This window comes from Venatorbacter sp. C2-1, assembly GCF_022832715.1.
Lineage (GTDB): Bacteria > Pseudomonadota > Gammaproteobacteria > Pseudomonadales > Oceanobacteraceae > Venatoribacter > Venatoribacter alkanivorans.
The window spans coordinates 3,877,440-3,891,054 of sequence record NZ_CP094879.1; the positions used below are offsets into that span (position 1 = coordinate 3,877,440).

The window sequence follows — 13,615 nt, forward strand, 5'->3', positions numbered from 1 at the left end:
CGATTGGGCGTTACACCCATGGCTCAAGGACTTGCCTTGCGTTTGAACCCAGCAGTATGCCAGCGTGCTCACGAATTCCATAACGTGAAAAAGGCCGACGGGAAAAACCCGTCAGCCGGTTGCCGCGCTCAGAATCTGGCGCGGCAAAAGCATCTTTGCAATGAATTGCAAATTACTTGATCTCGACCAGAGCACCAGCCGCTTCAAGAGTTGCTTTAGCAGCTTCAGCGTCTTCTTTAGAAACGCCTTCTTTAACAGTTGCTGGAGCACCATCAACCATTGCTTTAGCTTCTTTCAGGCCCAGACCAGTCAGTTCACGTACTGCTTTGATTACGTTAACTTTCTTGTCGCCAGCACCGCTCAGGATTACGTCGAATTCTGATTGTGCTTCAGCAGCACCAGCGTCGCCGCCAGCAGCTGGACCAGCAACTACTGCAGCTGCAGCAGATACGCCGAATTTTTCTTCCATCGCAGAAACCAGTTCTACAACGTCCATTACGGACATTTCAGCGATAGCGTTGATGATATCTTCTTTAGTCAGTGACATGAGACTATTCCTAAATTTAATGGAGCAAAGTGCTCGTTAAATCGTTGTAAGATCCACCTGAAATCAGGCAGCTTGTTCTTTCTGGTCGCGGATAGCAGCAATGGTACGAACCAGTTTGCCTGCAGACGCTTCTTTCATGACGCTCATCAGTTTCGCGATAGCTTCGTCGTAAGTCGGCAGAGTTGCCAGCATGTCGATAGAAACTACGGAACCTTCGAAAGCACCGGCTTTCAGCTCAAACTTGCTGTTCTGCTTAGCGAACTCTTTAAAGATACGGGCAGCCGCACCTGGGTGTTCGGTAGAGAAAGCAATCAGGCTTGGGCCAACGAGGACGTCAGTCAGACACTCGTATGGGGTACCTTCAACAGCACGGCGAGCCAGAGTGTTACGGACGACTTTCATCCAAACACCAGCTTCACGTGCTTCTTTACGCAGAGCGGTCATGGCGCCTACTGTTACGCCGCGGGAATCCGCAACAACAGCAGACAGAGCACCTTGAGCTGCTTCCTGGACTTCGGCGACAATCGCCTTCTTATCTTCGAGTCCTAAGGCCACGATTAACTCCTAAAAAGTTAAATTGAGCTCAGATGAGCCAGTCTCGGTGTGACAATTCAGAATTCTGAAGGGGCCACACACCATCTACGCAGGAAATATTAAGTGAGGACAAACCAGAGGCTCATCCTCACTCCTGCGGTCTTTGACAGCTGCCGCCTGAATAATGTATCCGGCGACAACCCCAAAGATCGTTTGGCTAATCAGTCAGCCCGGATTAAAAATCCAGAGAAGAGTGATCAACCACCAAACCAGGACCCATCGTAGTGCTGATGGTCACTTTCTTCATGTAAACGCCTTTGGCAGAAGAAGGTTTGGCTTTTTTCAGGTCAGCCAGCAGGGCTGTCAGGTTTTCCTGCAGAGCCTGAGCGGTGAAATCCACTTTACCGATGGTGGTGTGGATAATACCGTTCTTGTCATTGCGGTAACGCACCTGACCTGCTTTGGCATTTTTAACGGCGGTAGCAACGTCTGGAGTTACAGTACCTACTTTCGGGTTTGGCATCAGGCCACGTGGACCCAGTACCTGACCCAGCATACCTACAACGCGCATTGCATCCGGAGAAGCAATAACAACGTCAAAGTTCAGGTCGCCGCCTTTGATTTTTTCAGCCAGATCGTCCATACCCACTTCATCGGCGCCTGCAGCTTTAGCAGCTTCAGCGTTTGCGCCCTGAGTGAATACAGCAACGCGCATGGTCTTACCGGTGCCGTTTGGCAGCACGGTAGAGCTACGAACGTTCTGATCGGATTTACGTGCATCGATGCCCAGGTTTACGGCAACGTCTACAGATTCTTTGAACTTAACGGTGGACAGTTCACCCAGCAGAGCAGCTGCATCAGCGAAAGAATATACTTTGCCGGCTTCTACTTTCTCTGCGATTGCCTTCTGGCGCTTAGTCAGCTTAGCCATTACTCAACTCCTTCCACGTTCAGACCCATAGCGCGGGCAGAACCAGCGATGGTACGTACCGCTGCATCCATATCGGCTGCAGTCAGGTCTTTCATTTTAACGTTGGCAATTTCTTCCAGCTGAGCACGGTTAACAGTACCGACTTTCACAGTGTTCGGACGAGCAGAACCACTGGTCAGGCCAGCTGCTTTTTTCAGCAGGTAAGATGCAGGAGGAGTTTTCAGTTCGAAGGTGAATGAACGGTCACTGTATGCAGTGATGATCACTGGAACTGGCATGCCAGCTTCCATACCCTGAGTCTGAGCATTGAACGCTTTACAGAATTCCATGATGTTCAGACCTTTCTGACCCAGAGCCGGACCAACTGGTGGACTTGGGTTCGCTTTACCAGCTGCAACCTGCAGCTTGATGTAGCCTTCGACTTTCTTAGCCATGTGTTTTCTCCGAATGGGTATTAACGCACTGACACACCAATGGGGTTCAGCGCTCCCCGACCGGAAATCCGGTCATTCAACAAATGCTCAACCTGCTTTTTCGACCTGGGTAAATTCCAGTTCGACCGGCGTCGCACGTCCAAAAATCGTTACCGCAACCTGCAGACGGGACTTCTCGTAATCCACACCCTCAACCACACCGTTAAAGTCGGCAAACGGACCATCGGTCACGCGCACAACTTCACCTGGCTCGTAAATGGTTTTATGGGTAGGACGATCCGCACCATCACGCACACGCTGCAGAATGGCATCCGCTTCACGATCAGTGATCGGAGCCGGCTTATCGGCAGTTCCGCCAATAAAGCCCATGACGCGAGGAGTCTGTTTAACCAGGTGCCAGCTCTCGTCATTCATTTCCATCTGAACAAGAACGTAGCCCGGATAGAATTTACGCTCGCTCTTACGCTTCTTGCCTTCGCGAACTTCAACTACTTCTTCAGTAGGAACCAGAATATCGCCGAAAAAATCCTGCATACCATGCAGCTCGACGCGCTCTTTCAGAGCATTCTGTACGCGTTTTTCGTAACCTGAGTAGGCGTGTACTACATACCAGCGCATAGCCATTTAAAGCTCCTCAGCCTACCAGCAACGAAACAAGCCAGCCCAACAGAGAATCAAGTCCCCACAGAACCAGCGCCATCAATACCACAACTACCACAACAATCATGGTGGTCTGCGTCGTTTCCTGACGCGTTGGCCACACAACTTTGCGGCGCTCCACATTGGCTTCTTTCAGCAATTGCATAAATGCTTTGCCCTGAGAACTGGTCAGTGCAAAACCAGCACTGATCGCCATCAGAACAATAACACCCAGAACCCGGTACAGCAGGGGCATGTCAGCGTAGACATAGTTACCCACAACGGCAGCAGCGAGAAAAGCTGCAGCCAGCAGCCACTTCAATATATCCAACGGTGATTTACTTGCTTTGCTATCGGTACTCATCACAATTCCCTGAAGCCAAAAATGGCAGCCGAAGCTGCCATTCAAGAATTTGGCAGGCCAGGAGGGACTCGAACCCCCAACACCCGGTTTTGGAGACCGGTGCTCTACCAATTGAACTACTGGCCTAAAGACACTCAATTAGGGCGCCGTAAGTTACAGCACCCCGATTGAATAATCAAGCCTTAACGGTTGATTATTCAATAATTTTTGCTACAACACCAGCGCCAACGGTACGACCGCCTTCACGGATCGCAAAGCGCAGACCTTCATCCATCGCAATAGGAGCGATCAGAGTGATGGTCAGCTTAACGTTGTCACCTGGCATTACCATCTCAACGCCTTCTGGCAGCTCACAAGCACCAGTTACGTCAGTGGTACGGAAGTAGAACTGTGGACGGTAACCTTTGAAGAATGGAGTGTGACGACCACCTTCATCTTTACCCAGTACGTATACTTCAGATTCGAACTTGGTGTGAGGAGTGATAGAACCTGGCTTCGCCAGAACCTGACCACGCTCAACTTCGTCACGCTTGGTACCACGCAGCAGAACACCTACGTTCTCACCGGCACGGCCTTCGTCCAGAATCTTACGGAACATCTCAACACCGGTACAGGTAGTCTTGATGGTCTCTTTGATACCAATGATGGACAGTTCTTCACCAGTGCGAACGATACCACGCTCAACACGACCGGTAACAACAGTACCACGACCCTGGATAGAGAATACGTCTTCGATTGGCATCAGGAAGGCGCCGTCGATAGCACGCTCTGGCTCAGGAATGTAAGAATCCAGAGTTTCTACCAGCTTCTTAACAGCGGTAGTACCCATTTCGTTCTCGTCTTCGCCGTTCAGGGCCATCAGAGCAGAACCCGGGATGATTGGAGTGTCGTCGCCTGGGAAGTCGTATTCAGACAACAGGTCACGCAGTTCCATTTCAACCAGTTCCAGCATCTCTGCATATTCTTCAGAATCGGCACCGCCGCAATCTTCAGCCAGCAGGTCAGCTTTGTTCAGGAATACAACGATGTAAGGTACACCAACCTGACGGGACAGCAGGATGTGTTCACGGGTCTGAGGCATTGGGCCGTCAGTAGAACCACATACCAGAATCGCGCCGTCCATCTGTGCAGCACCAGTGATCATGTTTTTAACATAGTCAGCGTGGCCCGGACAGTCTACGTGTGCGTAGTGACGGTTCGGAGATTCGTATTCTACGTGGGAGGTAGAAATGGTGATACCACGCTCACGCTCTTCAGGAGCATTGTCGATACCGTCGAACGCTACCGCTGCACCGCCCCATACTTCGGAACATACGCGGGTCAGAGCCGCAGTCAGAGTGGTTTTACCGTGGTCAACGTGACCGATAGTGCCAACGTTTACGTGGGGTTTTGAGCGTTCAAACGTTTCCTTTGCCATGACCCTGTCTCTTTGTCAGTGTGGTTATCGTTTCTTTGTTACATACACAAAAAGGCAGGCCGCCGGCCTACCTTTTATCTGAATAATGGTGCTGATACCCAGAATCGAACTGGGGACCTCATCCTTACCAAGGATGCGCTCTACCGCCTGAGCTATATCAGCGAAATTTGGAGCGGGTAGCGGGAATCGAACCCGCATCATCAGCTTGGAAGGCTGAGGTTCTACCATTGTACCATACCCGCTTATTCAGAAGACTTGCCGGGACAATGGCCACACAGCTCGCCTGCTGGCTCCAACAACCCATTCCTGCGAGTTGTTAAAAGTGGTGGTGGGGGCTGGATTCGAACCAGCGAAGCTTTCGCGTCAGATTTACAGTCTGATCCCTTTGGCCGCTCGGGAACCCCACCGAAGTGGCGCGTATTATGTTGATGGGAGGAATACCTGTCAACACTTTTTCGCTTATTTATTATCAACTTACGAATTTACAGCAAAAACGGCGCCGATTGTGCAGATTACGTACAATCAGCCTGCCTGACTGCATTCAACCAGCTCCCAGCTGATCTCTTTATCGCCCGCCTGAATACGCTCACGCATGCGCTCATTAAGTTGTGAAACTTCGATAACCTCAACCCAGTATTCGCGCACCGACTTGGTAACCACCAGCACCTCTACCGGTATTCCGGAACTCTCCACATCTTTCTGCAGACCATAGGCCGACTCTTTATTGCGGAACAGGCCCAGTGAAACACCTTCTGCCAGATCGCCCTGGGTAATGATGTAACTGTCGAATTTCCGCTTCTGCAGCTCCTTTAAAGTACGCAGGGCTTCTTCGCGGGTGGCCCGTGGCGGAACATGCACCCAGTATTCAGAAGGCTCACCACTGGCGATTTCAACAATATTAATCCGTCCGTGCAGACTCAGTGCCGTTACACGCGCCAGCAGATGGCGCGCATCCAGCTCATCGGCATAAGGGCCTGCTACGTAGCAGAGCGAATCACGGTGATCGCTGGTTGCGCGCGGAGCGGCAGGCTGCAAACTATCTCCGGCCTCACTGACAAGCTGCAGGCGCTTGACCGACCCTGGAATTTCCAGTGCACCAGGTGGCGCCGCATTAACTTCACCCTGCTTTTGCCAGAACGTCGCCAGCAACAGCAGGTTGCCAAACACTAAGGTAAAAAAGATCCAGCGCATAAGGAATCCATACCATCAAATACAAGATCAGGCCGGTACTCACAGCCCAGCTGTGTTGCCAACCATAAACCATCACCACCGGTAATAACCAACAGATGCTGTGGATAATCCTGCTGCACAGAGCGCACCAGTGCAGCCTGCTGGCGGTAAACACCGGAGCTGACACAACCAACAGTGTCCCGCCCAGGCAACAACTGCTGAGCAGCCTGCTCGTCATTATAAGGACGCACACGCTGCGTACTGTTAAACAGCGCCTGCTGCGCCAGCTGTAATCCGGGGACAATAAAACCACCGTCATGGTGATTGCCTGCTGACATTAAATCAACCGTCAGTGCGGTACCGGCATCGGCCACTATTAATGCAGAAGAATAATGACAACGCGCCCCCAGCATAGCCAGCCAGCGGTCGACTCCCAGCCTTGCCGGGTCAGGGTAACAATGCACAAACGCGGGGTAATTACTTACCGGCTGCGCCAGCCAGTGCAGTCTGGCGCCATAATGCGCATGCAGACTCTGATGCAGCCCGCTATTGTCGCGCACACTGGCAACCACAACACGGTCACATTGCGCCGGGAAAAGACGCCCCACTTCAGCATCAGACATCTGTGCCAGATCGGTATGAGCAACGCCCCCATGAGCCTGCACAACACCGGCCTTGCGCCACTGCCATTTTATGCGGCTGTTGCCGGCATCAATCAGCAGGACGGACACTGAGCTCTCCGGCATTAATAACTTCAATCCCGTTATCCGTCTGCAGCATTAATTCACCTTTACGGTTAACGCCTTTTACCCTGCCGCGCTTTTCATGAGCGGCGGAGATGATGCGCACATCCTGCTGATGGTAAATATCACGTTCCGACCAGTATTGCTGGTAGGGAGCAAAACCATTACGCTGAAACTCATCCACAACGGCAAGCAACTCATCAAGGATGGTGGCGGCCACTTCATTACGCGACAGATCCGGCTTAAAGCTGCGCAACTCGGCCCAGGGTTGTTCAATACTTTCCGCATCGCTGTTGCTGAGCGCCAGATTCAGTCCTACACCAATAACAACCTGACAATGGCTGCTGTACTCACCGGTCACTTCCAGCAAAATGCCGGCGAGTTTTTTTCCGTCGGCGTAAACATCGTTCGGCCATTTCAGACCAATGCCATTAATACCCAGCCGGGCGAGTGCTTTTTCGACCGCAATAGCCGTCATCAGACTTAACCCTTCGAGGGCAGCCATACCGCCGGCAAATGAAACCAGCAGTGATAAATAAATATTTTTACCAAAGGGGCTGACCCACTGCCGGCCACGGCGGCCGCGACCACTGACCTGCTTTTCAGCCAGCACGGCATAACGCTTACCCATATGATCGCCGGCACGTTCAAACAGATAGGTATTGGTAGAACCAACATCCAGCAGAATTTCCAGAATATCGAGACGCTGACTCAGGGTTTGCTGAATACGCTCTTTGTCCAGCAACTCGATAGCATCTTGCAGGCGATAACCTTTCCCTTTAACGGACGAATAGGGAATATTCAGCTCGTCGAGTTTTTTCAGTTGCTTCCATACCGCAGCGCGGCTGACGCCCAGCGTTTCGCCCAGCTCTTCGCCGGAATGAAACTGACCATCCGCAAGTAATTCAAGAATCCTGTTGAGCATAGTGCTACCTCCGCGCTGCAATATACCCGATCAGCCTGCCCCACACAGCACACCATAATAAGAAGCAGGTAATTTTACCGGCTGCACAGCGACAGCGCTTTCAGCCATACTTTATGCAATCCGGATAATCAGGAACCGCGCACGCCGGTTCACCATCAGAGGCAAACATGGTCAAACCCCTGCTGATACTGTGCCTGTTGATAAGCAGCTCCGCCTTTGCCGCCGAAGCGATACGTGTTCAGCCACAACGGACTGCCGTCGATGGCAGCTACCTTTATTACACCGACCTGTTACGCCTTGTGCTCAATAACACCAGCAAAGAATATGGCGACGCCGAGCTGGTCAGCATCAGCCGCCTGACCCAGGCGCGGGCATTTCAGGCGCTGCACGATAATCTGATCGATGTGTTCTGGGCCGGCACCAGCCGCGAACGTGAAGTCTTCGTACAGCCTATCCGCATCCCCCTGCATGCTGGCTTGCTTGGTTTCCGTATTCCGGTTATCCGCAAAGCCGATCAGGCACGCTTCGATGCCCTGCACAACCTCAGCGACCTGCAACAGCTAGGCGCCTGCCAGGGTGACCACTGGCCGGACTCGGACATCCTTGAAGCCAACGGTTTTAATGTACAGAGAGCAACCAAATTTGAAGTGATGTACCAGATGCTGCAGGCCGGCCGTTGCGACTACTTTCCGCGCGGTATTAATGAAGTTTATGCCGAGGTCAGCCACGTCAGCCGTAACGACCTGATGGTGTACGAGCGCATCATCCTCAACTACCCCTTTCCGATGTACTTTTTTGTCAGCCATGACAACCCGCGCCTTGCCGAACGGCTGACCAAAGGTATGGAGCAACTGGCCGCCAGTGGTGAACTGCTGAACTTCCTGCAACAACATCCGACAACGCGTGACATATTCCCCCTCAGCCGGCTCAGCAACAGCTGGGTTATTCCACTGCACAACCCACTTCTGCCCGAGCGGACCCCCTTGTCCAACAAACGCCTGTGGATTGAACTTCCCTCCAGCACCAGGCAATCACCAGCCACTCCCTGAGTCGCGCAATCAGCTGCCAGCCTTTGGCCCGGGTTCTTCTCACATCACCAGAAAAAATGTCCGGTATAAAGAATATGCGTTCTCTCTATGCAGACAGCGCCGGTGGCCGGAACTGACTCGCCCATAAGAATGAGCGCCGCGGCACACGCAGTGCGGGATACAGCCGCATGCTGGCAAAAATACTGGTAAAAAATTGATCGAAATCAGGGCATCTGAAACCACCTTGTGAGCCTGAAATACAGCATCACCCCCACCGGGCCTGCATTGCGACTAAAGCCCAACATGTGTATAAAACGCCCGTTTGAATTCTGGCCGGCAGACACAATGAGCCACAAGCTCGCGCTGGCAGGCACCAACAGTGCCGAACTGTGTACAGATTTTTACCTACAGGCGAAATCGAATGGCAACAAACAAGGTAGATGTACTGCTTGTTGGTGGCGGGGTTATGAGTGCCACTCTGGGCACCCTGCTCAACAAGCTTGATCCTTCCCTCCGACTGACCATGGTGGAACGCCTGGATCATGTCGCCCATGAAAGTACCGATGGCTGGAACAATGCCGGTACTGGCCACGCAGGCTATTGCGAACTTAATTACACTCCGGAAAACGAGCAGGGCGATGTCGAAATCAACCGCGCCCTGACCATCAATGCCAACTTTGAAGTATCCCTGCAGCTGTGGACTTCTCTGGTTGGCTGTGGCGACCTGCCGGCACCGGACAACTTTATCAATCCAACCCCGCACATCAGCTTTGTCTGGGGTGAAGATAACGTTGCTTTCCTGCGTCAGCGCTGGGAAAAGCTGTCCGCGCATCATCTGTTCAAAGATATGCAGTACAGCGAAGACCACGATGTGCTGCGCCAGTGGATGCCACTGGTGATGGAAAACCGCGACCCTGCTGAAAAGATTGCTGCTACCCGTATTAACTACGGCAGCGACGTCGACTTCGGCTCCCTGACCCGCAATCTGGTCGAAACGCTGAAAAAGCGTGAAGCCTTTGAGCTGCTGCTGAACCACGAAGTCAGCGAACTGGAGCAGAACAAAGACGGTAACTGGAAAGTACGCCTGAAAGACCGCGCCTCCGGTAAGAGCAAAACCATCGAAGCCGGTTTTGTCTTCCTTGGTGCCGGTGGTGGCGCCCTGCCGCTGCTGCAGAAATCCGGCATTCCGGAAAGCAAAGGCTACGGCGGCTTCCCGGTTTCCGGTCAGTGGCTGGTCTGTAAAGACGAAGCCACCGTTAAGCGTCATTACGCCAAGGTCTATGGCAAAGCCGCGATCGGTGCGCCACCGATGTCGGTTCCGCATCTGGATACCCGCATCATCAACGGTACTCCGGCGCTGCTGTTCGGACCTTACGCTGGTTTTACCACCAAGTTCCTTAAGGCCGGCTCCAAGCTGGACCTGATCAAATCCGTACGTGCCAATAACCTGCTGCCGATGATGGACGTGGGTATGAACAATATGGATCTGACCAAATACCTGATCGGTGAAGTGCTGCAATCCCACGAAGACCGCATGAAATCCCTGCGTGAATACTTCCCGGGCGCTGACTCCGGCAAGTGGACACTGGCCGAAGCCGGTCAGCGTGTACAGATCATCAAAAAAGACGGCCGCGGCCGCGGCAAGCTGGAGTTCGGTACCGAACTGGTGGCTGCCAAAGACGGCTCGCTGGCGGCCCTGCTGGGGGCGTCACCCGGTGCTTCGGTTGCCGCGCAGGCGATGATCGAAGTGATCGAACGTTGCTTTAAAGAGCGCCTGGAGAACGGCTGGAAAGCCCGCCTGCAGGAGCTGGTGCCATCCTATGGTGAATCTCTGGTCAACAATGCCGAACTGCTCGGCAGCATCCGCCAGAACACCCTGAGCACCCTTGGCCTGCTGCGCGATTAACGCGCGCAGGTCAGCTGACAATTTCAAGATAATCCAACAGGAGTTTTACCTATGTTGATTGGTGTACCTAAGGAAATCTATCCTGGGGAAGCCCGGGTCGCCCTGATCCCAGCCGGGATTCAGACCCTGCTGACCGCCGGCTTTGAAGTCGTGGTACAGGAAGGCGCAGGCGATGGCGCCCACTTCAGCGATGAAGAATACCGCAGCAGCGGTGCCAGCATCGCCCCGACTGCTGAGTCGCTGTACGAGCAGGCTGACATCATCCTGAAAGTCCGTCAGCCACTGGACAGCGAAGTGCCACTGCTGAAAGAAGGCACCACCCTGATCTGTATGCTGGATGCCTGGTTCAACCAGCCGCTGATTCAGCGACTGGCTGAGCGCAAAGTGCGTTCTTTCGCGCTGGAATTTATTCCGCGCACCACCCGCGCGCAGTCTATGGACGTACTCAGCTCTATGGGTGCGATCTCCGGTTACCGTTCAGTACTGACTGGCGCTATGGCACTGCCACAGTACTTCCCGATGCTGATGACCGCTGCCGGTACGATTCACCCGGCGCGTGTATTCATCATTGGTGCCGGTGTTGCCGGTCTGATGGCCATCTCTACAGCCCGTCGTCTGGGTGCGGTGGTTGAAGCCTACGATACCCGTGCTGAAGTCCGTGAACAGGTTGAATCACTGGGTGCCAAGTTCGTTGAATTCGACCTGCCACAGGAAGAAGGCGGCGCCACCGGTGGTTACGCGACCGAGAAATCGGAAGAGTTCTACCGCAAGCAGCGTGAACAGATGACCGCCAAAGTATCCCAGGCGGATCTGGTTATCACCACCGCGGCGATCCCGGGCAAGATGTCTCCACGCCTGATCACCAAAGAAATGCTGCATTACATGAAGAAAGGCTCTGTGATCGTCGACCTGGCTGCCGAGCGTGGCGGTAACGTCGAAGGCACTGTGGCCGGCGAAAAAGTGTACGTCGATGGCGTCACCATCATCGGTTACACCGACCATCCGGGCCGTGTACCTGTGCATGCTTCTCAGCTGCTGACCAAAAACATCTCCACCTTCCTGCTGAACATGTCCAAAGAAGGCGTGCTCAACGTGAATATGGACGATGACATCGTGGCCGCCACTCTGATTACCGAAGACGGCGAAATCAAACACGCGGGCCTGAAAGCCCAGATCGAGAAGGAATAAATCTGATGGAAATGTTCATCATGAGCCTGACCATTTTCGTACTGGCGATCTTCGTCGGTGTGGAAGTGATCAACAAAGTACCCCCTACGCTGCACACCCCGCTGATGAGCGGTACTAACGCTATTTCCGGCATCGTCGTGGTTGGCGCCATCTTAAGTTCCGGCGGCAGCGAGCACACCACTGTGCTGTCTACCGTGCTGGGCGTCGCCGCCATCGTGCTGGCAACCATCAACATCGTGGCCGGTTTTATGGTAACCGACCGCATGCTGAACATGTTCAAAAAGAAATAAGGTAGCGGGACACAATGGAAATTCTGATTAACTTAGGTTACCTGGCTGCCGCCGTACTCTTTATCTTCGGCATCAAAGGCATGACCACTCCGAAAACCGCCGTGCGCGGTAACCAGATGTCGGCTATCGGTATGCTGGTTGCGGTGATTGCCGCCCTGCTCGACCACAACGTGGTGCGTTTCGAATACATCATCATCGGTGTTCTGGTCGGTGGTGCTATCGGTGCCCTGATCGCCAAGAAAGTCGCCATGACCGACATGCCGGAAATGGTTGCCAGCCTGAACGGTATCGGTGGCGGTGCTTCCCTGCTGGTTGCGGCAGCCAACTACCTGGAAAGCCAGAAGCTGGCGGAAATGGGTCAGTTCACTGCCTCTTACGACTGGTCGCTGGCGGTTATTCTGTCGATCCTGATCGGTGCGGTTACCCTGACCGGCTCTTTCGTTGCCGTCGGCAAACTGAAAGGCAAAATCGGCGACAGCAACAAAGTTATGCTGTTCAAATGGATCGTTAAACTGTGCTTCCTGGTTCTGATCAGTGGTGCGGCGTACTTCGCCATTGTTGATCCGCTGAACTCCGACATGCTGGTTGCCGGTCTGATCATCATCTGTCTGATCCTGGGTGTTTCTCTGGTGATGCCAATCGGCGGTGCGGATATGCCGGTTGTGGTATCCCTGCTGAACTCCTACTCCGGTCTGGCCGGTGCCGCTGCCGGTTTCGTACTGGGCAACAACGGCCTGATCATCACCGGCTCTCTGGTGGGCGCGTCCGGTATCATCCTGACCACCATCATGTGTAAAGCGATGAACCGCTCCCTGACCAACGTTCTGTTCGGTGGCTCAATGGCCGCAACCGCTGGCGTGAGCAAGTCTGAGAACGATGCTTTCTACGAAGGCAAAGTGAAGTTCTCTTCTGCTGACGAACTGGCGATGCTGTTAGACGGCGCGCAGAAAGTGGTCTTCGTTCCTGGTTACGGTCTGGCCGTTGCTCAGGCACAGCACGCTACCCGCGAACTGGCCAACATGCTGGAAGCCAAAGGTTGTGATGTTAAATACGCCATTCACCCGGTTGCCGGCCGTATGCCTGGTCACATGAACGTACTGCTGGCGGAAGCCGAAGTGCCGTACGACCAGCTGGTTGAGATGGACACCATCAACCCTGAGTTCTCTCAGACCGATGTGGCCATCGTACTGGGCGCCAACGACGTGGTTAACCCGGCAGCCTCCAAAGACCCGGCGTCGCCGATCTTCGGTATGCCGATTCTGGACGTACACAACGCCAAGACCGTTGTAGTGGTGAAACGTGGTCTGTCACCAGGTTTCGCCGGTATCCCGAACGAACTGTTCATCCGCGACAACAGCCTGATGGTATCCGGCGACGCGAAGAAAGTTCTGCAGGAAACCATTACTGCGCTGAAAGATCTGTAAGACACTTCAGTACGCAGAAACAGAAAGCGCCCCTTGGGGCGCTTTTTTTATGCCTGACGACTGCCCTGCGGCGAC

The 13,615-nt window shown here is 53.5% G+C and carries 15 protein-coding genes and 4 tRNA genes; 5 read left to right on the top strand and 14 right to left on the bottom strand.

Annotated elements, in window-relative coordinates; all coding sequences use genetic code 11:
• Positions 1-172: 172 nt before the first annotated feature.
• The 14 genes from rplL to birA form a co-directional block, all read right to left on the bottom strand.
• Entirely contained in the window at positions 173-547 is a 375-nt protein-coding gene (rplL, locus tag MT343_RS17410; RefSeq protein WP_145471118.1) for a 50S ribosomal protein L7/L12, read from the bottom strand.
• A gap of 63 nt (positions 548-610) precedes the next feature.
• On the bottom strand, positions 611-1,102 hold the full coding sequence (gene rplJ, locus MT343_RS17415) for a 50S ribosomal protein L10 (RefSeq protein WP_145471117.1): 492 nt from the start codon (positions 1,100-1,102) through the stop codon (positions 611-613).
• 214 nt (positions 1,103-1,316) lie between these two features.
• Entirely contained in the window at positions 1,317-2,012 is a 696-nt protein-coding gene (gene rplA, locus MT343_RS17420) for a 50S ribosomal protein L1 (protein WP_145471116.1), read from the bottom strand.
• Positions 2,012-2,446, bottom strand: a complete 435-nt coding sequence (gene rplK / locus MT343_RS17425; RefSeq protein ID WP_145471115.1) for a 50S ribosomal protein L11 — start codon at positions 2,444-2,446, stop codon at positions 2,012-2,014. Before rplK ends, rplA begins: the two co-directional genes overlap by 1 nt.
• Before the next feature lie 87 nt (positions 2,447-2,533).
• Positions 2,534-3,070: a transcription termination/antitermination protein NusG gene (gene nusG / locus MT343_RS17430; RefSeq protein WP_145471114.1), complete on the bottom strand. Its 537-nt coding sequence runs from the start codon at positions 3,068-3,070 to the stop codon at positions 2,534-2,536.
• Between the two features lie 10 nt (positions 3,071-3,080).
• Complete coding sequence (gene secE / locus MT343_RS17435) at positions 3,081-3,449, bottom strand: preprotein translocase subunit SecE (RefSeq protein ID WP_145471113.1); 369 nt, start codon at positions 3,447-3,449, stop codon at positions 3,081-3,083.
• 50 nt (positions 3,450-3,499) lie between these two features.
• Positions 3,500-3,575 (bottom strand) — tRNA-Trp (locus MT343_RS17440).
• Positions 3,576-3,642: 67 nt separating this feature from the next.
• A complete protein-coding gene (gene tuf, locus MT343_RS17445; RefSeq protein WP_230332379.1) occupies positions 3,643-4,866 on the bottom strand; it encodes an elongation factor Tu in 1,224 nt (407 codons plus the stop codon).
• An 86-nt stretch (positions 4,867-4,952) separates the two neighbouring features.
• Positions 4,953-5,028 (bottom strand) — tRNA-Thr (locus tag MT343_RS17450).
• A gap of 6 nt (positions 5,029-5,034) precedes the next feature.
• Positions 5,035-5,108 (bottom strand) — tRNA-Gly (locus tag MT343_RS17455).
• Positions 5,109-5,189: 81 nt separating this feature from the next.
• A tRNA-Tyr gene (locus MT343_RS17460) sits at positions 5,190-5,273 on the bottom strand.
• Between the two features lie 115 nt (positions 5,274-5,388).
• Positions 5,389-6,057 carry an SPOR domain-containing protein gene (locus MT343_RS17465; RefSeq protein WP_145468067.1) on the bottom strand — a complete coding sequence of 223 codons (669 nt, stop codon included), beginning with the start codon at positions 6,055-6,057 and terminating at the stop codon, positions 5,389-5,391.
• Complete coding sequence (locus MT343_RS17470; RefSeq protein ID WP_186435848.1) at positions 6,033-6,767, bottom strand: type III pantothenate kinase; 735 nt, start codon at positions 6,765-6,767, stop codon at positions 6,033-6,035. The genes MT343_RS17465 and MT343_RS17470 overlap by 25 nt, the downstream gene beginning before the upstream one ends.
• Positions 6,748-7,704, bottom strand: a complete 957-nt coding sequence (gene birA, locus MT343_RS17475; RefSeq protein WP_145468063.1) for a bifunctional biotin--[acetyl-CoA-carboxylase] ligase/biotin operon repressor BirA — start codon at positions 7,702-7,704, stop codon at positions 6,748-6,750. The genes MT343_RS17470 and birA overlap by 20 nt, the downstream gene beginning before the upstream one ends.
• Positions 7,705-7,871: 167 nt before the next feature.
• Between birA and MT343_RS17480 the strand changes: the two genes are divergently transcribed.
• From MT343_RS17480 to MT343_RS17500, 5 genes are all read left to right on the top strand, one after another.
• Complete coding sequence (locus MT343_RS17480) at positions 7,872-8,753, top strand: substrate-binding periplasmic protein (protein WP_145468061.1); 882 nt, start codon at positions 7,872-7,874, stop codon at positions 8,751-8,753.
• Positions 8,754-9,153: 400 nt separating this feature from the next.
• A complete protein-coding gene (mqo, locus tag MT343_RS17485) occupies positions 9,154-10,638 on the top strand; it encodes a malate dehydrogenase (quinone) (RefSeq protein WP_145468059.1) in 1,485 nt (494 codons plus the stop codon).
• A 51-nt stretch (positions 10,639-10,689) separates the two neighbouring features.
• Positions 10,690-11,826 (top strand): Re/Si-specific NAD(P)(+) transhydrogenase subunit alpha, encoded by a 1,137-nt coding sequence (locus MT343_RS17490; protein ID WP_145468057.1) that lies wholly within the window; start codon positions 10,690-10,692, stop codon positions 11,824-11,826.
• A gap of 5 nt (positions 11,827-11,831) precedes the next feature.
• Positions 11,832-12,116 carry an NAD(P) transhydrogenase subunit alpha gene (locus MT343_RS17495; protein WP_145468055.1) on the top strand — a complete coding sequence of 95 codons (285 nt, stop codon included), beginning with the start codon at positions 11,832-11,834 and terminating at the stop codon, positions 12,114-12,116.
• 14 nt (positions 12,117-12,130) lie between these two features.
• On the top strand, positions 12,131-13,540 hold the full coding sequence (locus MT343_RS17500; RefSeq protein WP_145468053.1) for an NAD(P)(+) transhydrogenase (Re/Si-specific) subunit beta: 1,410 nt from the start codon (positions 12,131-12,133) through the stop codon (positions 13,538-13,540).
• The last annotated feature ends 75 nt before the right edge of the window (positions 13,541-13,615 follow it).